The sequence below is a fragment of the Klebsiella quasipneumoniae subsp. quasipneumoniae genome (assembly GCF_020525925.1).
GTDB classification, from domain to species: Bacteria; Pseudomonadota; Gammaproteobacteria; order Enterobacterales; family Enterobacteriaceae; genus Klebsiella; species Klebsiella quasipneumoniae.
The window spans coordinates 2,188,442-2,208,104 of the sequence record NZ_CP084876.1; the positions used below are offsets into that span (position 1 = coordinate 2,188,442).

General features: G+C 60.4%; 17 protein-coding genes. 11 read left to right on the forward strand and 6 right to left on the reverse strand.

The features are described 5' to 3' along the window. Nucleotides 1–55: 55 nt before the first annotated feature. From LGM20_RS10585 to LGM20_RS10600, 4 genes are all read left to right on the forward strand, one after another. The gene (locus LGM20_RS10585; protein WP_008804504.1) at nt 56–823 is read left to right on the forward strand and encodes a basic amino acid ABC transporter substrate-binding protein; all 768 of its coding nucleotides are present in this window, start codon (nt 56–58) and stop codon (nt 821–823) included. A 63-nt stretch (nt 824–886) separates the two neighbouring features. Then, entirely contained in the window at nt 887–1,651 is a 765-nt protein-coding gene (locus LGM20_RS10590; RefSeq protein WP_004151161.1) for an amino acid ABC transporter permease, read from the forward strand. Continuing rightward, nucleotides 1,638–2,360 (forward strand): amino acid ABC transporter ATP-binding protein, encoded by a 723-nt coding sequence (locus tag LGM20_RS10595; RefSeq protein WP_004189541.1) that lies wholly within the window; start codon nt 1,638–1,640, stop codon nt 2,358–2,360. Before LGM20_RS10590 ends, LGM20_RS10595 begins: the two co-directional genes overlap by 14 nt. A 299-nt stretch (nt 2,361–2,659) precedes the next feature. Then, a complete protein-coding gene (locus LGM20_RS10600; protein ID WP_162823530.1) occupies nt 2,660–3,247 on the forward strand; it encodes a DUF1062 domain-containing protein in 588 nt (195 codons plus the stop codon). A gap of 129 nt (nt 3,248–3,376) precedes the next feature. Here LGM20_RS10600 and LGM20_RS10605 read toward each other — a convergent pair whose 3' ends face one another. The 3 genes from LGM20_RS10605 to LGM20_RS10615 all read right to left on the reverse strand — a co-directional run bounded on the left by LGM20_RS10605 (nt 3,377) and on the right by LGM20_RS10615 (nt 5,559). Beyond that, nucleotides 3,377–3,769 (reverse strand): VOC family protein, encoded by a 393-nt coding sequence (locus LGM20_RS10605; protein WP_032453198.1) that lies wholly within the window; start codon nt 3,767–3,769, stop codon nt 3,377–3,379. A gap of 41 nt (nt 3,770–3,810) precedes the next feature. Beyond that, nucleotides 3,811–4,245: a VOC family protein gene (locus LGM20_RS10610; RefSeq protein ID WP_044523749.1), complete on the reverse strand. Its 435-nt coding sequence runs from the start codon at nt 4,243–4,245 to the stop codon at nt 3,811–3,813. A gap of 114 nt (nt 4,246–4,359) precedes the next feature. After that, nucleotides 4,360–5,559, reverse strand: a complete 1,200-nt coding sequence (locus LGM20_RS10615) for an MFS transporter (protein ID WP_044523748.1) — start codon at nt 5,557–5,559, stop codon at nt 4,360–4,362. 296 nt (nt 5,560–5,855) lie between these two features. On the opposite strand from LGM20_RS10615, the gene LGM20_RS10620 reads away from it, so the two are divergent. Next, nucleotides 5,856–7,013 carry a M20 aminoacylase family protein gene (locus LGM20_RS10620; protein WP_044523740.1) on the forward strand — a complete coding sequence of 386 codons (1,158 nt, stop codon included), beginning with the start codon at nt 5,856–5,858 and terminating at the stop codon, nt 7,011–7,013. A gap of 45 nt (nt 7,014–7,058) precedes the next feature. On the opposite strand, the gene fdhF is transcribed toward LGM20_RS10620, so the two are convergent. Next, nucleotides 7,059–9,209, reverse strand: coding sequence for a formate dehydrogenase subunit alpha (fdhF, locus tag LGM20_RS10625; protein ID WP_044523738.1), 2,151 nt, complete (start codon nt 9,207–9,209; stop codon nt 7,059–7,061). Between the two features lie 246 nt (nt 9,210–9,455). Continuing rightward, complete coding sequence (locus LGM20_RS10630) at nt 9,456–10,535, reverse strand: malate/lactate/ureidoglycolate dehydrogenase (RefSeq protein WP_044523737.1); 1,080 nt, start codon at nt 10,533–10,535, stop codon at nt 9,456–9,458. Nucleotides 10,536–10,838: 303 nt separating this feature from the next. Here LGM20_RS10630 and LGM20_RS10635 point away from each other — a divergent pair, with 303 nt between their 5' ends. The 3 genes from LGM20_RS10635 to LGM20_RS10645 all read left to right on the forward strand — a co-directional run bounded on the left by LGM20_RS10635 (nt 10,839) and on the right by LGM20_RS10645 (nt 14,834). After that, the gene (locus tag LGM20_RS10635) at nt 10,839–11,927 is read left to right on the forward strand and encodes an ABC transporter substrate-binding protein (RefSeq protein ID WP_044523735.1); all 1,089 of its coding nucleotides are present in this window, start codon (nt 10,839–10,841) and stop codon (nt 11,925–11,927) included. Between the two features lie 74 nt (nt 11,928–12,001). Continuing rightward, nucleotides 12,002–13,771, forward strand: coding sequence for an ABC transporter permease (locus tag LGM20_RS10640; RefSeq protein ID WP_004189548.1), 1,770 nt, complete (start codon nt 12,002–12,004; stop codon nt 13,769–13,771). Beyond that, on the forward strand, nt 13,764–14,834 hold the full coding sequence (locus tag LGM20_RS10645) for an ABC transporter ATP-binding protein (RefSeq protein ID WP_002908292.1): 1,071 nt from the start codon (nt 13,764–13,766) through the stop codon (nt 14,832–14,834). The genes LGM20_RS10640 and LGM20_RS10645 overlap by 8 nt, the downstream gene beginning before the upstream one ends. 7 nt (nt 14,835–14,841) lie before the next feature. Here the strand turns inward: LGM20_RS10645 and LGM20_RS10650 are convergent, their stop codons facing one another. After that, complete coding sequence (locus LGM20_RS10650; protein ID WP_044523731.1) at nt 14,842–15,213, reverse strand: VOC family protein; 372 nt, start codon at nt 15,211–15,213, stop codon at nt 14,842–14,844. A gap of 500 nt (nt 15,214–15,713) precedes the next feature. Between LGM20_RS10650 and LGM20_RS10655 the strand changes: the two genes are divergently transcribed. The 3 genes from LGM20_RS10655 to LGM20_RS10665 are packed head-to-tail and all read left to right on the forward strand — an operon-like array spanning nt 15,714 to nt 19,607. Then, nucleotides 15,714–16,469: a gluconate 2-dehydrogenase subunit 3 family protein gene (locus LGM20_RS10655; RefSeq protein ID WP_004175724.1), complete on the forward strand. Its 756-nt coding sequence runs from the start codon at nt 15,714–15,716 to the stop codon at nt 16,467–16,469. Nucleotides 16,470–16,471: 2 nt separating this feature from the next. Further along, entirely contained in the window at nt 16,472–18,256 is a 1,785-nt protein-coding gene (locus LGM20_RS10660; RefSeq protein ID WP_002908285.1) for a GMC family oxidoreductase, read from the forward strand. A 10-nt stretch (nt 18,257–18,266) separates the two neighbouring features. Beyond that, nucleotides 18,267–19,607 carry a c-type cytochrome gene (locus LGM20_RS10665; protein ID WP_072096551.1) on the forward strand — a complete coding sequence of 447 codons (1,341 nt, stop codon included), beginning with the start codon at nt 18,267–18,269 and terminating at the stop codon, nt 19,605–19,607. Nucleotides 19,608–19,663 lie beyond the last annotated feature (56 nt).

Sequence of the window (19,663 nt, forward strand, 5' to 3'; positions counted from 1 at the left end):
ACAAAAGTAAGTGTGTGTATTTTTATGCAAAATAAATGCATAAAAAGGATATCTCATGGTTAAGAATTTGCTCAAAGCGTGTTTCATGATGGCCGCGCTTACGGCAGCCGGACAGGCGGCTGCGGAAACCTACACCGTCGGCTCCGGCGGCACCTACCGGCCATTTGAATTTGAAAACAGCCAGAAACAGCTGGAAGGTTTTGATATCGACATCATCAAAGCCATCGCCAAAGCCGAAGGCTTTGACGTCAAACTGGTCAATACCCCATGGGAAGGTATCTTCGCCACGCTGAACACCGGCGACCGCGACATCATCATCTCCGGGATCACCATCACCGATAAACGCAAACAGATGGTCGATTTCTCCGCGCCGTACTTCCCGGCCGAGCAGTCTATCGTCGTCGCCCAGGATTCGCAGGTCGATTCCCTCGCGGCCCTGAAAAACGAGAAGGTCGGGGTGGTGAACTCCAGCACCGGCGATATCGTGGTCTCTGAGGTACTGGGCAAAAACAGCACGGCGATCAAGCGCTTCGACAATACCCCGCTGATGCTCCAGGAGCTGTTCGAGGATGGCGTCAGCGCCGCGGTGGGTGACGTCGGGGTGGTGAAGTACTACATCAAGCAGCACCCGGAGAAGCAGTTCAAGCTGGTGCCGGATGCCAAATTTGAACGCCAGTATTTCGGTATCGCAGTGGCGAAAGGCAACAGCGAACTGCTGGGCAAAATCAACGCCGGTCTGCAGAAGATTGTTGCCGACGGAACTTACGCCAAAATCTATAAAACCTGGTTCGACGACAACGTGCCGACGCTGCCAGCGCAATAACCCACCTTTTTCAGTGACCACGGCTATCGCCCAGGCGATAGCCGTATTTTTTAGGGAAGGACTATGACGGGATTCCGTTGGGAGATCATCGAGGAGTACGGCCCGCTGTTTGTGGACGGCGCCCTGATGACGATTAAATGTACCATTATCTGCGTGATCCTCGGGACGCTGTGGGGGTTAACCCTTGGTCTCGGACGGATGGCGAAGGCCGAGCACGGGCCATGGAAATATATTCTCCGCTACCTGGTGCAGTTTCCGGTGCGCTTTTACGTTAGCGCCTTCCGCGGTACGCCGCTGTTCGTGCAGATCATGGTGGTGCACTTTGCGCTGGTGCCGCTGTTTATTAACCCGCGCGACGGCCTGCTGGTGACCAGCGGCCTGATGAGCGCCGACTTTGCCCGCGAGCTGCGCGCCAGCTACGGGGCGTTCCTCTCCTGCATTGTGGCGATCACCCTTAACGCTGGCGCCTATGTGTCGGAGATTTTCCGCGCCGGCATCCAGTCGATCGACAAAGGGCAGATGGAGGCCTCCCGCGCGCTGGGCATGCCGTGGTGGAAAACCATGCGCAAGGTGATCCTGCCCCAGGCGTTTCGCCGCATTCTGCCGCCGCTGGGCAACAACGCCATCGCCATAGTCAAAGACTCGTCGCTGGCCTCGGCGATAGGCCTGGCCGATCTGGCCTACGCCGCGCGCACCGTCTCCGGCGCCTACGCCACCTACTGGGAACCCTACCTGACCATCTCCTTGGTCTACTGGGTGATCACCTTCCTGCTGGCGCAGCTGGTTAACCGTCTGGAAAAGAGGTTTGGCAAAAGTGATTCACATTAATAACTTACATAAGCGCTTCGGCGACAGCCACGTGCTGCGCGGCATCAGCTGCGACATTAAACCGCAGGAAGTGGTGTGCATCATCGGCCCCTCCGGATCGGGGAAAAGTACCTTTCTGCGCTGTATGAACGCCCTCGAGACGGTCAGCGAAGGCGAGGTGGTGGTCAACGGCTTTGCCGCCCACGACCGCACTACCGACCTCAACAAGATGCGCGAAAGCGTCGGCATGGTGTTCCAGCGCTTTAACCTGTTCCCGCACATGACGGTGCTGGAAAACCTGATTATGGCGCCGATGAATCTGCGTAATATGCCGCGCCAGCAGGCGGTCGACCTGGCGGAAGCCTTGCTGGCGAAGGTGGGCTTAAGCGATAAGCGCGACGCCTGGCCCTCGAGCCTGTCCGGCGGCCAGCAGCAGCGCGTCGCGATTGCCCGCGCGCTGGCGATGAAGCCGTCGATAATGCTGTTCGATGAGCCCACCTCGGCGCTGGATCCGGAGCTGGTGGGCGACGTGCTGGAGGTGATGAAAAACCTCGCCAGCGAGGGGATGACCATGGTGATCGTGACCCACGAAATGGGCTTTGCCCGCGAAGTGGCCGACCGGGTGATCTTCATCGACCAGGGCGTGATTCAGGAAGAGGGCAAGCCGGGGCAGATCTTTAGCGCGCCGACCAACCCACGCACCGCCGCGTTCCTCAGCAAGGTGCTGTAAACCGGGCGGGCTGGCGCCAGGCCAGCCCGCTGAGTGTTGTCAGATATATTGATGATATTTTTCATCATCAGTATAAACATTGACTGAACTCATAAATCCCGCGACGACTCCTTTGTTAATCTCCGGGTATCGCTTTGGGCTTCACCAGGAATATAACGTTGGAAATCTTTTTTTAACCCACTGAAAAATAGCGACTAACTATTTTTCATACGCCAAAAATCATGGTCCGTTAATGACGGACTCGGTTTCGTATGGGTTAAAAAAGGTACGTTATGACAGTTACATGGACGGTCACGCCCGTGGGGTATCAGCACATTGCCAAACGCTGCCCCTCCTGCAATGTAAAACGCGACTTCGCCCCTTCCGGCGCCATCCGGGTGAATTCGCAAAAGAAGCTGCTGGATATCTGGAGCATCTATAAATGCACGCACTGCGATTACACCTGGAATATCGCCCTGTTTTCCAGGCTGCACGTCAGCAAGATTAACCGCGAACGGCTTCAGCGTCTGAGGCAGAACGATGCTGCCATGGTTCGCTATTATGCCGCTGACCTCGCGACGCTGAAGCGCAACGGCGCCGAGCCGTCGGGGCAACCTGATTTTCGTATTCAGGAGCATTGGTCGGTCAGGTTGATGGCTTGCCCGCAAATAATGGTGCGCGTTCGGGTCCTTCAGCCTTTTCGCGTCAGCCTGCTATCAATACTGAAAAAGCAGCTCAAGCTGAGTACGGCTGATATCCGGTGGTTGGTCGCGACAGGGCAGATCAAAGGTATTCCAGTAAAACAGCTCAAGACGAAAAAGCTGAGGGAGATGGAATGTCATTTTCAGCTGGCGGCGGAAACGCTGTATGCGCGACGCCGGATTACGTTATCACTTCGCTGTAGATAACTCGTCGGGAAGATAAGCCGTAGCGCTTTAACCGCGGTTTTTCGTTATTCTCAATGAAATCAGGACGGCGAAGTCGGCCGTCCTGAATTACTCATTACTGCCTGAAAAAGGCACTTCCGCAGCAGCCATTCAAGCTGCCGACGCATAATAAACAAACGCCAGCTTATTGCCGTCGGGATCGCGGACGTAGGCGCTGTGAAAGCCGTCGCCATACTGCGGACGGTGACCGGGCGCGCCTTCGTCACGTCCGCCGAGTTGCAGGGCGAGGGCATGCAGTTCCGCAATATGTTCGACGGAGCGGGCGTTAAGCGCCACCATCGTTCCATTGCCCACCCCGGCAGGCTGCTGATCAAAGGGGACGCCCACGCACAGCCCGCAGGTCTGGTTTCCGTTGAAGGTGCCCCATGAGGCGCCTTGTTCGTTACGGCCGGCTTTGGCGTGCCCCAGCAATGCCATTAACGGGTCATAGAACTCGATGGCGCGTGGTAGATCGTTCGTTCCCAGCATAATGTATGAAAACATAGTGTCCTCCTGTTGCGGGCAAAAAGGTGACTTTCGCCCGCTTACTGCGTGAAGCGGATGGCAACAGACCCGGCGCTGCGCTCAGCCTCGCCATGGTACACCGCCTCAATATTATTCCCCTGCGGATCCAGCACAAAAGCGGCATAGTAACCAGAATGATAGTGTCGTTCGCCAGGCGCGCCGTTATCGCGGCCGCCATGGGTCAGCGCTGCATGGTAAAAAGCGTCCACCATGTCGCGATCTCTGGCCTGGAACGCCAGATGGTGGCGCCCTGTCAGTTTCCCGGCGGCCTCCTGGCTGTGGCGTGAGGCCACCACCAGTTCGTCGGCCAGCAAGTAGTCATTAGCGGTGGTAATAACCGGGATCTCCAGCGCCGACAGTACGGCGGTATAGAAGTTTTTGCTTGCCGCAAAGTCTTCGACAACCAGCAGAATATGATCGATCAATCTGCCACGATGTAACGTATTACTTTCCATATGATTTCCTCCTGGCAGGGGGGCCGGCAATGGTTAACAGCAGTGAGCCAGCAAAAACAGGATACCCTCCGGTAAGGGCCATAAAAAAGGCTGGCGCCAGGCCAGCCGTCAGGACTACTGCGCGGACTCCGTCGCTTCGTCCATGTCCTCTTCCTGCTCGCTGGCGAGCAGGGTTTTCTCGTTTTTACACAGACACTGGATCAGCAGGAACAGCCCGCCGCTGGCCACCAGGGTGGCGATCAGGCCATCGTAGCCGGTGATGCCGATCAGCATGCCGCTGACTACCGGTCCGGCGACGCTGCCGGCGGACCAGAAAAAGCCGAACAGGGCGTTAATCATAATTAGCTTCTGTCCGCTAAAGGTTTTCCCCGCCCGCACCAGCGACAGGGTATACAGCGCCCCCGCCGCGGCGCCCAGCAGCAGACAAATGGCCATCAGCTGAATGCGTGAGCCGAGCATCAGCGGCAGGGCCAGCAGCGACAGGCTGAAGACCACCGCGCAGGCCAGATGCACGCGGCGAATGCCGACCCGGTCGGCCAGCCAGCCGAGCGGGGTCTGGAACATCGCATCCCCGGTAAGCACCACGGTCACCAGCAGCACCGCCATTCCTTCATTAAGCCCCTTGTCCATGCCGTACAGCGGCAGCAGGGCGAGGATGCTGGCGTCGAAGAAGGCGAAGCAGAAGACCCCGGAGGCCAGTACCGGCAGGAAGGCGCCGAGGCTGCGCCAGCTGGCGCGCTCCCCAAGGCTTTCGCGGGTGCCGGTGGGCAGATGGCGCAGCATCAGCAGGCAGACGGCGGTGACCGCGACGATCGCCATCAGCGCCGAGGCCTGCCAGGCGGGGCCGACGGAGATCAGCAGCGGTCCGGCCAGCTGACAGCCGGTAAAGGCCGAGGCGTAGATGCCGGTGAGGGTGGCGCGCTGGCTGCCCGCCGCGCCGCCGGTGATCCAGCTTTCGCCCAGTACGATAATGACCCCGGAGGCCAGGCCGGTCAGCAGGCGCGGCAGCAGAAGCAGCGTCATATCGGTGGTCATGCATGAGGCGATGGTCGCCAGCGCCAGCAGGATCAGACTGCCGCTCAGCAGTACGCCCATTTCAACGCGCCGGCACAGCGCAGGAGAGAGGAAAGAGGAGATCATCATGCCGGCGGGCGGCAGGGCGGCCAGCAGGCCGACGTACAGCGGCGCAACCTGCTGCTGCGCCAGCTCAAGACTGATTAACGGCACCGTATAGCCGGTGATAAATCCCACGAGCGACGCGGCCATGATCATCGCCAGCGTGGGGGCAAGACGATTCTGGTCTGGGTTAAACATTTTATTTCCGATGACGGAGAGGTCAGTAGTGGATCCTTCGGCAAATTGCCGTCCTGAGTTGCATAATAATTAATCGCCTGGCCGTTGTCACCGTTGAAATCACTACCAAAAAAGGTCCGCCCGGCGGCGGCTGGCGTGTACACCGCGCCGACGCCGCATTTCGTGACGTTGTCAGCGTGTTAACGACAGGATATAACGGAGGGAGCGGCAGCGACCCGGCGCCGGTGAGCGACGGGGAAAAACGCAACGCATGACCCAATTATTCAGCATTACGCTATGCAGGAAAGGAGTAATACATGGCCGTATCGCCGTCACTGATCGCCGAAGCCACAGGCTGGCGACGTGAGTTTCACGCCGCGCCTGAGCTCGGATATCAGGAGCAGGAGACCTCGCGCCGCGTCGCCGAGCTGCTGGTCTCGTTTGGCCTGCAGGTTCATCGCGGGCTGGCCGGCACCGGCGTCGTGGCGACGCTGGAAAACGGCCCCGGGCCGGTCATCGGCCTGCGCGCCGATATGGACGCCCTGCCGATCACCGAGCTGGGGAGCGTCAGCTACCGTTCGCGCCGCGCCGGGGTAATGCACGCCTGCGGCCACGATGGCCACACCGCGATGCTGCTGGCGGCCGCGGCCCATCTGGCGCAGACCCGCCAGTTCAGCGGTACCGTCCAGTTTGTCTTCCAGCCGGCGGAAGAGAACCTTGGCGGCGCGCGCAAAATGGTGGAAGAGGGGTTATTCGAACGCTTCCCGATGGATGCGATTTACGCGCTGCATAACTGGCCGGGGATCCCCCTCGGCGAAGTGGCGCTCAGCGATGGCGCGATGATGGCTTCCCTCGACGCCTTCGAGATCACCCTGCGCGGCAAAAGTTGCCATGCGGCGATGCCGGAGAGCGGGGCCGATCCCATCGTCGCCGCGGCGCAGTTGATTATGGCGCTGCAGACCATCCCCTCCCGTCGCCTGTCGCCACAGGATTCCGCGGTGGTCAGCATCACCCAGATAAACGGCGGCGAGGCGATCAACGTCCTGCCGGACACCGTGGTGCTGCGCGGCACCTTCCGCTGCCTGAGCAATCGCGTTCGCGCCCGCGTGCGGGAGCTTATCGAAAGCTATGTGGCCACCCAGCCGCAGGTGTCCGATGTCCGGGGCGAGATTAGCTGGTTTCCCGGGTATCCGGTGACCAAAAACCATGCGCCGCAGGCGCAGCTGCTGCGCGAGGTGGCGGTCGCCACCCTCGGCGCGGAAGCGGTGCGCTGGAACCAGGCGCCGTCGATGGCCTCTGAGGATTTTGCCTGCATGCTGGAGGTCTGTCCGGGGGCCTATTTCTGGATCGGCACCGATGGCGAAACGCCGTCGAAGCCGTTGCATAACGCCAGCTATGACTTTAACGACGCGCTGATTAGCCACGGGGTGGCGATGTGGGTGGCGCTGGTGGAGAAACAGCTGCCGGCGGCGTAACCCGCCGGCAGCGGCAGGAGGGAAGGGAGCGCGCGCTCCCTGAGGTCAGACGTCGGCGGCGGCTTTCAGTCGCGCCTTCATGTCGCTGTAGGCAGTCCAGGCATAGCGCTCCGCCCACTGCTGGTCGGCAATCGCTTCCACTTTCACCGCACAGTATTTGGTCTCCGGCGTTTTGGAGATTGGATCCAGGTTATCCTGGGTCAGTTCATTACAGGCGCCCACCCACCACTGATAGGTCATATAGACCGCGCCCGGGTTGATGCGATCGCTGAGGTCGGCGCGGGTGATGACCTTTCCGCGCCGGGAGCTTACCCACACCAGCTGTTTGTCGGCGATCCCCAGCCGTTGCGCATCCACGGGATTCATCTGGACCCGTCCCGGCTCGTCGGCCAGCGACTGCAGCGCGGCGCAGTTGCCGGTCATCGAGCGGCAGGAGTAGTGCCCCACCTCCCGCACTGTGCAGAGCACCAGCGGCCATTCATCATCCGGACGCTCCGCCGGCGCGCGCCAGGCGGTGGCGAACAGCTGCCCTTTACCTGATGGGGTGTCGAAGCGGTTGTCTTTATACAGCCACGGCGTGCCGGGGTGGTCGAGGGTCGGGCATGGCCACTGAACATGGCCCATATCGCCCATTTTCTCCCAGGTCACGCCGTAGAACAGCGGGCAGAGTTCGCGCATCTCGTCCCAGATCTGCTGATTGCTCTCATAGTGCATCGGATAGCCCATTTCGCTGGCCAGCAGACTGATGATCTCCCAGTCGCGCTTCACATTCCCCGCCGGCGGGATCGCCTGTTCAAACCGCTGAAACCCGCGGTCGGCGCAGGTGAAGACGCCGCCGTGCTCGCCCCAGGAGGTGGCCGGCAGCAGGACATCGGCAATCTCCGCCGTTTTGGTCATGAAGATATCCTGCACCACCACGAAGTCCAGCGCCTCGATGCCTTTGCGCACCAGGCCGAGGTCGGCTTCGGTCTGCAGCGGATCTTCGCCCATGATGTAATAGGCTTTGATCTCGCCCGTCAGCGCCTTATGCGGCACCTCGGTGATGCGGGTGCCGACCTGGTCATCCATCTGCGCCGGGTCGATCCCCCAGGCGGCGGCGAATTTCGCCCGCACGGCCGGGTCGGTGACCTCCTGATAGCCGGGGAACAGGTTCGGCAGCACGCCCATATCGCAGGCGCCCTGTACATTGTTTTGCCCACGGACCGGGCCCACGCCGACGTTCGCCCGTCCCAGGTTGCCGGTGAGCAGCGCCAGGCTTGCCAGGCCGCGCACCACATCCACCGCCTGGCCAAACTGGGTGACCCCCATGCCCCACATAATGGTGGCGGAAGGGGCGGCGGCAAACATGCGCATTGCCTCGCGGATCGCCTGCGCGCTGACCCCGACAATCCCTTCCACTGCTTCCGGGGCGTAATCTTTCACCACCTCGCGGTAGGCATCCAGCCCTTCGGTATAGCGTTCGACATAGGCTTTGTTGTACAGCTCTTCTTCCAGCAATACATAGCCGAAGGCGTTCACCAGCGCCATGTTGCTGCCGTTGTTAAGCTGCAGATGACGGTCGGCTATGCGTGCGGTTTCAATGCGTCGCGGATCGCAGACGATGATTTTGGCGCCGTTTTCCCGGGCTTTGATCACCCGGCGGGCGACGATGGGATGGGAGTCGGCGCAGTTGTAGCCAAAGACCAACAGGCACTTCGAGTTTTCGATGTCGCTTATCGAGTTGCTCATCGCCCCGTTGCCCAGCGCCTGCTGCAGCCCGGCGACGGAAGGGCCATGGCAGACGCGGGCGCAGCAGTCGACGTTGTTGGTGTTCAGCACTGCACGGGCGAACTTTTGCATCACATAGTTGGTTTCGTTGCCGGTGCCGCGCGAGGAGCCGGTGGTCATGATGGCGCGCGGGCCATGCTTCTCTTTGATCTCCCTGAGCTTGCTGGCGGTATAGCGAATCGCCTCCTGCCAGCTGACCGGCGTGAAAGCGCCGCCTTTCTGGTAGCGGATCATCGGTTGTTTAAGACGGGGCGTCAGGAGCTGCGTGTCGTTAAGAAAATCCCAGCCGTAATAGCCTTTCAGGCACAGCTGGTTCTGGTTGGTGACGCCGTCGGCGGCTTCCGCGCGAATGATTTTATTGTTGTCGACAACCAGTTTAAGTTTGCAACCCGCCCCGCAGTAGGGGCACACGCTCGTGATTTTTTTCATCAGTAACAGACCTGTTAACAGTGAACAGAGGATCGCTGTCGCGCCGGGCCCGACGGGCAACGATCGCGGTATCGCCTGGTGGTGATGCGGACGCAGGCCCGCTGCGCTATGCAGGTCTCGTGCCAGATTTTAATATATTGATTTACAATGAAAAATAACAGGAGAAGGATGACGGGAGCGTGACCTCGTCACTAATGACGATGACGCAGAGCGCCGACGTCAGACGCTCTGCAGGGGATAATGCCGCTACGCGAGAGGGCGGCAGCGGGCGATATGCGACTCGCTCAGGCCGACGTCGCGCGCGGCGGCGCAGATTGCCTGCCAGCTGCCCGCATCCAGCGGGATCCCCTCGGCCAGACGCGCTTCGCGGTTGGCGGCCTCCCATTCGCCGGGGGCCAGCACCGGGGCATCGGGATCGTGCGGCGACTGTTTACACCATGCGATAAAGGCCTCCGTCTGCGCCTGGCTGTCCGGGGCATCGAACGCGTCCGGGCGCAGGATCACGGTGGTCATGCAGTTAAAGATGGCGTCGACGCTGGTCTGCAGGCTTTCCTGATGGGTGGTTTGCCCCCCGGAGAGCGCGCCACCGAGCACTTCGCACAGTGTCGCCAGGGCATAGCCTTTGTGCTGGGCGAAGGTGAGCAGGGCGCCCAGCGGCGAGGTCTGCATCACCGCCGGGTCGGTGGTGGGCAGCCCCTGGGCGTCGATCAGGCAGCCGTGCGCCACGGCTTCTCCTTTGTGCCAGGCGACGCGGGTTTTACCAAAGGCGATGGCGCTGGTGGCGTAGTCCAGCAGCAGCGGCGGATGGCCCGCGCGGGGAAACACCACGCACAGCGGGTTAGTGCCGAAGCGGCTGTCTTTTCCGCGGAACGGGGCGACCATCGGGTCGCCGATCACGCTGACGAAGTGAATGGAGATCAGCCCGGCGGCGGCGCACTGCTCCGCCCAGTAGCCGATGCGTCCGACGTGATGCGCATTGCGCAGGGCGATAGCCGCCATGCCGTGCTGCTTCGCCTTTTCGATGCCTAACTGCATCGCTTCGTGGGCGACCACCTGGCCGAAGCCGGCGTTGCCGTCAAGGGTGACCACGGCGCCGGCGTCTTTGGTGACCGTGGCGTGGCGGTTGAGCTGCAGAAAGCCGCCGGCGTGGGATTTGACATAGCTTGGGATCATCCCGACGCCATGGGAGTCATGCCCGGCCAGGTTGGCGGCGATCAGATGGTCGGCGACCAGCGTCGCTTCTTCTGAGCGGCTGCCGAGATGGGTAAACAGTGAGACGACAAACTGATGCAGATCCGTCGCCAGAAAGCGGTGTCCTGTTGGCACTGATTCTCTCCTGTAGTCTGTTGTTATTTTGTTATGTTTGCCGTTTTATGCTGCGCCGCCCGGCGCAGAAGGTCAAGGGCGGACTCTCCCGGCGACAGGCCCCTGCGCCAGCGCCTGCGTTATACGACAGACGATAAAAAACCGGTCCGGGATCGCGTTTTAATTAACGTCATAAACACCACATTTTTAAATTCTGCCACTGTCACAAAAGCCAGAAAAAAGCCAGCCCCGGCGTTGCAAGGGGAGCTGATACCACTATATGTTAAATTTGTGTTTATTAATTGATGATTAAAGGTTGGTATCATGTATAAGAAAATAAGTGGTTTAGTGGTTTCACTGACGGCCGTTTTCGCCTGTGCCGCCTGGGCGGAGGTGCCTGCGGGCTATCCGGCGGATTATCAAAAAACGGTTGATGCCGCCGTCAAAGAGGGCAAGGTGGTGATCTATTCCACAACCGATACCAAATCGGCCGGGCCGTTAATTAAAGGATTTGAAGCGCAATATCCGGGCGTAAAAGTCGAATATAACGACATGAACAGCACCGAGCTGTATAACCGCTATATCAGCGAGCAGGCCGCCGGGGGCGGCAGCGGGGACGTGGTGTGGAGCTCATCGATGGATACCGCGCTGAAATTAGCCACCGAGTACGCGGAACAATATGCCTCGCCGGAGGTGAAGCAATTACCCGACTGGGCGGTGTGGCAGCAGAAAGCCTATGGCACCACCTACGAGCCGGTGGTATTTATCTATAACAAACGGCTGATCCCGCAGAATGAGGTGCCGGACTCGCACACCGCGCTGGCCAAATTGATCGCCAGCCAGGCCGATAAATTTAAAGGCAAAGTCACCACCTACGATATCGAAAAATCGGGCCTCGGCTTTATGCTGGCGGTCCAGGACAGCCAGGCCGACGCGAACTATTTTACCGATCTGGCGAATATCGCTAAAGGCGGCCTGACGGTGCAGTCTTCCACCGGCACGATGATGGAGCGCGTCTCCTCTGGCGAAAACCTGATCGGCTATAACATTCTTGGCTCCTATGCCGAAGCGCGGGCGAAAAACGATCCCTCTTTAGGCATCGCCTATCCGAAAGATTACGTGCTGGTGCTCTCCCGCGTCTCGTTTATTAGCCAGGAGAGCGAACATCCCAATGCGGCGAAATTGTGGCTGGATTATGTTCTGTCGGAAAAAGGCCAACAGATCCTCGCCAGCCAGGCGGATATTCCCTCTCTTCGTCGCGATATTGAAGGCAAAAATGATATCGACGGCATGACCACGCTGCTGGGCAAAGCGTTAAAACCGATCCCGGTCAACGAAACGCTGCTGGATTATTTACAGCCGCAAAAACGTCTGCAGTTTATTAAACAATGGCGCAGCGCCGCCGCGAAATAATCCTCCCCCGGGGCATCGCCGATGCCCCTTATTCACACCCGGCGGGTTTATTCACCTGACCAAAGGGATGAACCATGAATGTATTACGCAGAAAGTGGCAGGGGCTGCCGCGCGGCGTGGTGGTGTGCATCACGGCGCTGGTGATTTACGTCCCGCTGTTATTTATTGTGGTGCAGAGTTTTCTCTCCGCGCCGTTCTTTTCCCGCTCCAAATCCTGGAGTCTGGAAGCCTTCGCCTTTATTTTTACCGACCCGGATTTTTATCTGGCGTTAAGGTCAGGGTTTATTCTGGCCTTTGGCCTGGTGATTATCGCCATTCCGCTGGGCGGTATTTTGGCCTTTCTGATGGTACGCACCGATTTACCCGGCCGACGGTTCATTGAGCCGCTGATCCTGGTGCCGATCTTCGTCTCGCCGATGGTGCTAGGCTTTGGCTACGTGGTGGCCGCCGGGCCGGTAGGCTTCTTTTCCCAGTGGGCGCAGCAGCTGATCGGCTTTGTGCCGTGGAATATCTACTCGATGTTCAGCATTGTGGTCATCGCCGGCTTAACCCACGTGCCGCACGCCTATCTCTATATCTCCTCGGCGCTGCGCAGCGTCGGCTCGGACGTGGAAGAGGCGGCGCGCACCGTCGGCGCCACGCCGCTGCAGGTGATGACTTCGGTGAGTCTGCCAATGGTGCGGCCCTCCATTCTTTACGCCTGCGTGCTGCTCTTTTTCCTTGGTCTGGAAGTCTTCGGTCTGATGCTGGTGCTGGGCGACCCCGAGGGCAACATGGTGCTGGCGACCTATCTCTACAAGCTGACCAATAAGCTTGGCACCCCCTCCTACCATCTGATGGCGGCGGTGGCGGTGGTGCTGATCTGCATCACCATCCCGCTGGTCATGCTCCAGCGTCGGCTGATGCGCACCGCCAACCGCTTTGTCACCATGAAGGGCAAGGCGTCGCAGGCGCGGGCGCTGCCGCTGGGCAAATGGCGCTGGGTGGCCGGGGCGGTGGTGGTGGCCTGGCTGACGGTGACCATCGGCGTGCCGCTGCTCGGCGTGGCGCTGCGCGCCTTTATCTCCAACTGGGGCGTCGGCGTGTCGCTGTGGGATGAGCTGTCGCTGACGACGTTCCACAATATCTGGCAGCAGCCCAACCTGCTGCGGGCGATCGTCAACTCGATGGCTATCGGCATCGTCGGCGGCGCGCTGGCGGTGATCTGCTATCTGTTTGTCGGCATCGCCATGCACCGCAAAGCGGACAACGTCACCCGCTTTCTTGACTACAGCGTGCTGGTCCCGCGCGCGGTGCCGGGGCTGCTGGCCGGTCTGGCCTTCCTGTGGGTGTTCCTGTTTGTGCCGATGTGGCTCGATCAGTCGCTGAAGCATGGCTGGCTCTCGGCGCTGCCGGTGGCGGACTGGCTGCGGGAGCACCTTATCGTGCAGCTGCGCGCGCTGCGCAATACCATCTTCAGCGTCTGGCTGGCCTACACCGTGGTATGGATGGCCTATGGCCTGCGGCTCATCTCCTCGACGCTGCTGCAGGTGGGACCGGAGCTGGAGGAGGCGGCGCGCAGCACCGGCGCCTCGCGGGGGCAGATCACCCGCCACGTCACCGTCCCGCTGTCGCGCTATGGGCTGATTGGCTCCTGGCTGCTGATGTTTCTGATCTTTGAGCGCGAATATTCCACCGGCGTCTATCTGCTGTCGCCGGGTACCGAAACCATCGGCTCGATGCTGGTGTCGCTGTGGGCGGCGGGGGCCATCGATATCGTCGCGGCGCTCTCCTTTATCAATATTCTGCTGGTGGTGATTGGCCTTGGCATCGCCCTGCGCTTTGGAGTGAAATTACATGATTGAGTTATCGGTTGAAAATCTGCATCTCACCTATGGCGACAACCCGGTGCTGAAAGGCGTGTCGATGACGCTCGGCCGGGGAGAGGTGGTGTCGCTGCTGGGGCCTTCGGGAAGCGGCAAAACCACGCTGCTGCGGGCGGTGGCCGGGCTGGAGAAGCCGACGAGCGGACGGATCGCCATCGGCAACCGCACGGTGTACGACGGCACGCCGCGCAGCGAAATCCCGGCCGAAGAGCGTAACCTCGGCCTGGTGTTCCAGTCCTATGCCCTGTGGCCGCACAAAACGGTGTTCGACAACGTGGCCTATCCGCTGAAGCTGCGTAAAGTCGCCGCCGGGGAGATAAAGGAGCGGGTGCAGCGCGTGCTGGATCAGCTGGGGCTGGGGCATCTTGGCAACCGCCATCCGCACCAGCTCTCCGGCGGCCAACAGCAGCGGGTGGCCATTGGCCGGGCGCTGGTCTACAACCCGCCGGTGATCCTGCTGGATGAGCCGCTCTCTAACCTCGACGCCAAGCTGCGCGAGGAGGCGCGGGTGTTTCTGCGCGAGCTGATCATCAAGCTGGGCCTCTCGGCGCTGATGGTCACCCACGATCAAAATGAAGCGATGGCCATCTCCGATCGTATTCTGCTGCTGAACAATGGCGTCATCGAGCAGCAGGGGACGCCGCAGGAGATGTACGGCAGCCCGGCGACGCTGTTCGCCGCCGAGTTTATGGGCAGCAATAACCGCCTGCACGGCAAGGTGATGGCGCTGGAGAACGGCAGGGCGCGCATCGAAGGCGCCAGCTGGAGCCTGTGGGGGCGAGCGGGCGAGGGGGTCAGCGTCGGCGAGCCGGCGACGGCGGTGATCCGCGTCGAGCGCCTGCGTCTTGACGGCGCGGCGCAGGATAACAGTCTCCAGCTACCGCTGCTGACCAGTATGTACCTCGGCGACCGCTGGGAGTACCTGTTCCGCACCGAGGGTGACGACTTTCCGCTACGCGCCTACGGAACCGCGCTGCGCGATGCTGAACACTGCCATCTGACGCTTCCGGCGGAGGATGTGTGGATTTTTCCGCAGCGGTAACCGTTTGTTAAGACGCCAGATGGCACACGGCTTCAATATTGTGCCCGTCTGGCGCGATCACAAAGGCGGCGTAGTACCCGGCGTGGTAGTTGGGCCGTAACCCCGGCGCGCCGTTGTCCTTTCCTCCGGCGGCCAGCGCTGCCTGCCAGAAGGCGTCTACCTGCTCGCGGCTGTCGGCGCGAAAGGCGATATGCAGCGGCGCAGGGTTGTCCGCACTTTGATAGAGACACAAAGAGACATCCCCGCAGCCGGCCAGCTCTGCGCCGTAGGTCGGATCGCCTTCGCCGACCAGCGTTACGCCAAGCGGGGCCAGAGCCTGTAAAAAGAACGCTTTGCTGGCGGCATAGTCACTGACGCCGAATTTCACATGATCGAACATCTCTTCTCTTCTCCTGTGGACGGGGTATCGCCAGCCGAACGCGTTAGCCGGGAAATGGATGCAAAATAGTTAACAACGGGTAGTAACTTTTTTAACAGCTCAAAATGTTTAATTATTCCTAATACGAGTATTTACAGACGTTTAATCTGCCATGTACCATAAACAAAAAATAACATTTGTGATACAAGTCACTCTTTTTTGGCGCATGGGTAAGCTCAGCGCGGTGTGAACGCCGCCGGTTTACCGCCTCAAGGTTATGCAGCACCCTTCTCACGATGACATTCCGGTGAATTTCTCTCCGATTTCCCGCGTTTCGTTGAGAATCGTCTACTATCCAAACGATAACCCTATAAATGATATCGCCTCTGGCGATGTTTTATCCGACTTGCCGGTCCGGGCCAGACGCTAAGCGGTTTAAAAGCGCAATGGTATCGGTTCCAGCACGACATTCACTGGTTTTGTCAGCGACAAAAACAGTAATTTTCAATGACAGGAATGTGATGATGTCGAGCGAGAAAACTAACAATTCCAGGCGTGATTTCCTGGTGAAATCGATGGCGCTGATCCCGACGGTGGTGATCGGCGGCGCGGGAGCAGGGGCCATTGGCGTGGCCACCAGCGCGACCGCGCAGGCGGCCCCCGCTTCAGAGCCAGCCTCCGGGAACACGGCGGCGGCCAGCGACTGGAAGCCGCAGTTCTTCAACGATCGTGAGTGGGCGTTTATCAACGCCGCTGTCGCTCGCTTAATCCCGGCGGATGAACTTGGGCCCGGTGCTAAAGAGGCCGGCGTGCCGGAGTTTATCGACCGCCAGCTCAATACCCCTTACGCCACCGGCTCCATCTGGTATATGCAGGGGCCCTTCAACCCCGACGTGCCGAAAGAGATGGGCTATCAGCTGCCGCTGGTGCCCAAACAGATCTATAACCTCGGGATCGCCGATGCCGAGGCCTGGTGTCAGGACAAGTATCACAAGACTTTTGCTGAACTGAGCAGCGAGCAGCAGGACGAGGCGCTCGGCCTGTGGGAATCGGGCAAAGCCGAGTTCAAACAGCTGCCGGCTTCGCTGTTCTTCACCTATCTGCTGCAGAACACCCGCGAAGGCTTCTTCAGCGACCCGATCCATGGCGGTAACAAAGGCATGGTTGGCTGGACGCTGATTAATTTTCCCGGCGCGCGCGCCGACTTTATGGATTGGGTTGAACGGGGCGAACGCTACCCCTTCCCGCCGGTATCAATTAATGGGGAGAGGGCGTAATCATGGCCACCGTATTGAAAAAAACCGATGTCGCGATCGTCGGCTTCGGCTGGGTTGGGGCGATCATGGCCAAAGAGCTGACCGAAGCCGGGCTCAACGTCGTGGCGCTGGAGCGCGGCCCGATGCGCGACACCTGGCCGGACGGCGCCTATCCGCAGGTGATTGATGAGCTGACCTACAACATCCGCCGCAAGCTGTTCCAGGACCTGTCGAAAAGCACCGTCACCATCCGGCATAACACCAGCCAGCAGGCGGTGCCGTATCGCCAGCTGGCGGCCTTCCTGCCGGGTACCGGCGTGGGCGGCGCCGGGCTGCACTGGTCCGGCGTCCATTTCCGCGTCGATCCCATCGAACTGCGGATGCGCAGCCACTATGAAGAGCGCTACGGCAAAAACTTCATTCCCCAGGATATGATCATCCAGGATTTCGGCGTCACCTACGACGAGCTGGAACCGTTCTTCGATAAAGCGGAGAAAGTGTTCGGCACCTCCGGGACCGCCTGGTCGATCAAAGGCAAGGTCGTCGGCAAAGGCCGCGGCGGCAACGCCTTCGCCCCGGACCGTTCAGATGACTTCCCGCTGCCGGCGCAGAAAAACACCTGGTCGGCGCAGCTGTTTGAAAAAGCGGCGCTCGAGGTGGGCTACCATCCCTACAACCTGCCGTCGGCCAACACTTCCGACTCCTATACCAACCCGTACGGCGCGCAGATGGGCCCGTGCAACTTCTGCGGTTTCTGCAGCGGCTACGCCTGCTACATGTACTCCAAAGCCTCGCCGAACGTGAACATTCTGCCGGCGCTGCGCCAGGAAAAACGCTTTGAGCTGCGGACCAACGCCAACGTGCTGAAGGTCAACCTGACCGACGACAAATCCCGTGCCACCGGCGTGACCTACGTCGACGGCCAGGGGCGCGAAATGGAGCAGCCGGCGGACCTGGTGATCATCGGCGCCTTCCAGTTCCATAACGTGCACCTGATGCTGCTCTCCGGGATCGGCAAACCCTACAATCCGGAGACCGGCGAAGGGGTGGTGGGGCGTAACTTCGCCTACCAGAACATGACCACCATTAAGGCCATTTTCGACAAAGATACCTACACCAACCCGTTTATCGGCGCGGGCGGCAACGGCGTCGGCGTCGACGACTTCAACGCCGACAACTTCGACCACGGCGCGGCGGGCTTTGTCGGCGGTTCGCCGTTCTGGGTCAACCAGGCCGGGACCAAGCCCATCTCCGGTTTCCCGGTACCGCCGGGCACCCCGGCGTGGGGCAGCAAATGGAAAGCGGCGGTGGCCGATACCTACACCCATCACCTGTCGATGGATGCTCACGGCGCGCACCAGTCCTATCGGCAGAACTACCTCGATCTTGATCCGAACTACAAAAACGTCTTTGGCCAGCCGCTGCTGCGCATGACCTTTGACTGGCAGGAAAACGACATCAAGATGGCGCAGTTTATGTTCGATAAGATGGCGCCGATCGCCAAAGCGATGAAGCCGAAATATATCCTCGGCAGCCCGAAAAACGCCAACAGCCACTTTGATACCACCACCTACCAGACCACCCATATGAACGGCGGGGCGGTGATGGGGGAGGATCCGAAAACCAGCGCCGTTAACCGTTATCTGCAAAGCTGGGACGTGCATAACGTCTTCGTCATCGGCGCCTCCGCTTTCCCGCAGGGGCTGGGCTATAACCCAACCGGCACGGTGGCCGCGCTGGCGTACTGGTCAGCGAAGGCGATCCGCGAGCAGTATCTGAAAAATCCGGGTCCCCTGGTGCAGGCATAAAGGAAGGCAGATGATGAAAATGCAATGGTTATCGGCCCTGGTGCTTGGGGCATTGAGCTGCGCGGCCTTCGCCGAAGAGGCGCCTGCGGACAGCAATCTGATTAAGCAAGGGGAGTATCTGGCGCGGGCGGGGGACTGTGTCGCCTGCCACACCAACGGCAAAGCGGGCAAACCTTTCGCCGGCGGTCTGCCGATGGAGACGCCGATCGGCACCATCTACTCCACCAATATCACGCCGGATAAAGAACACGGCATCGGCGGGTACACCTTCGAAGAGTTCGACGACGCGGTGCGCAAGGGTGTGCGGAAAGACGGTTCCACGCTCTATCCGGCAATGCCGTATCCCTCATTCGCGCGGATCAGTGAAGCGGACATGCGCGCCATGTACGCCTACTTTATGCATGGCGTGGAGCCGGTGAATGTCGCCAACAAGGACACCGACATCCCGTGGCCGCTGTCGATGCGCTGGCCGCTGGCGTTCTGGCGCGGCATCTTCGCCCCGACGCCGAGCGACTTTGTCGCCAACCCGCAGGTTGACCCGGTGCTGGAGCGCGGTCGCTATCTGGTGGAAGGCCTGGGCCACTGCGGCGCCTGTCATACCCCGCGTAGCCTGACGATGCAGGAAAAAGCGCTCAGCGAAAGCGAAGGCGATGATTACCTGGCGGGCAGCAATGCGCCGATTGACGGCTGGGTCGCCTCCAGCCTGCGCGGCGAAAATCGCGACGGTCTGGGGACCTGGAGCGAAGCCGAGCTGGCTGAGTTCCTGAAAACCGGACGTAACGATAAATCGGTGGTCTTCGGCGGCATGAGCGATGTGGTGGAGCACAGTCTGCAGTATCTCTCTGATGACGACATCACCGCCATCGCCCGCTATCTGAAGTCGCTCCCGCCGCGCGGCGGCAAACAGACCCCAGCCCCGGTGGAAGACAGCGTGGCGAAAGATCTGTGGAAGGGTAACGACAGCAAAACCGGCGCCGCGCTGTATGTCGATAACTGCGCCGCCTGCCACCGCACCGACGGCGCGGGCTACCAGCGCGCCTTCCCGTCGCTGAAGGGCAACCCGGTGGTGCAGACCGAAGATGCCACTTCGCTTATCCACATCGTTCTGACCGGGAGCACCACGCCGGCGGTGAAAGATGCGGTCTCCAACCTGACCATGCCGTCTTTCGGCTGGCGTCTGGACGACCAGCAGGTGGCGGATGTGGTCAACTTCATCCGCACCAGCTGGGGCAACAACGCGCCGGCGGTCAGCGCCAGCGATGTGGCGAAGGTGCGTAAGGAGACCGCGGCGCACGATGAGAAGGCGTTAGGCAACGCCGATATCTCGAAGCTGCCGGGGGCCGGACAGTAACCGTCAGGGTTGCGTCGCCCGCGCGGCGCAACCCTGACTTAGCCAGGACGTAAAAG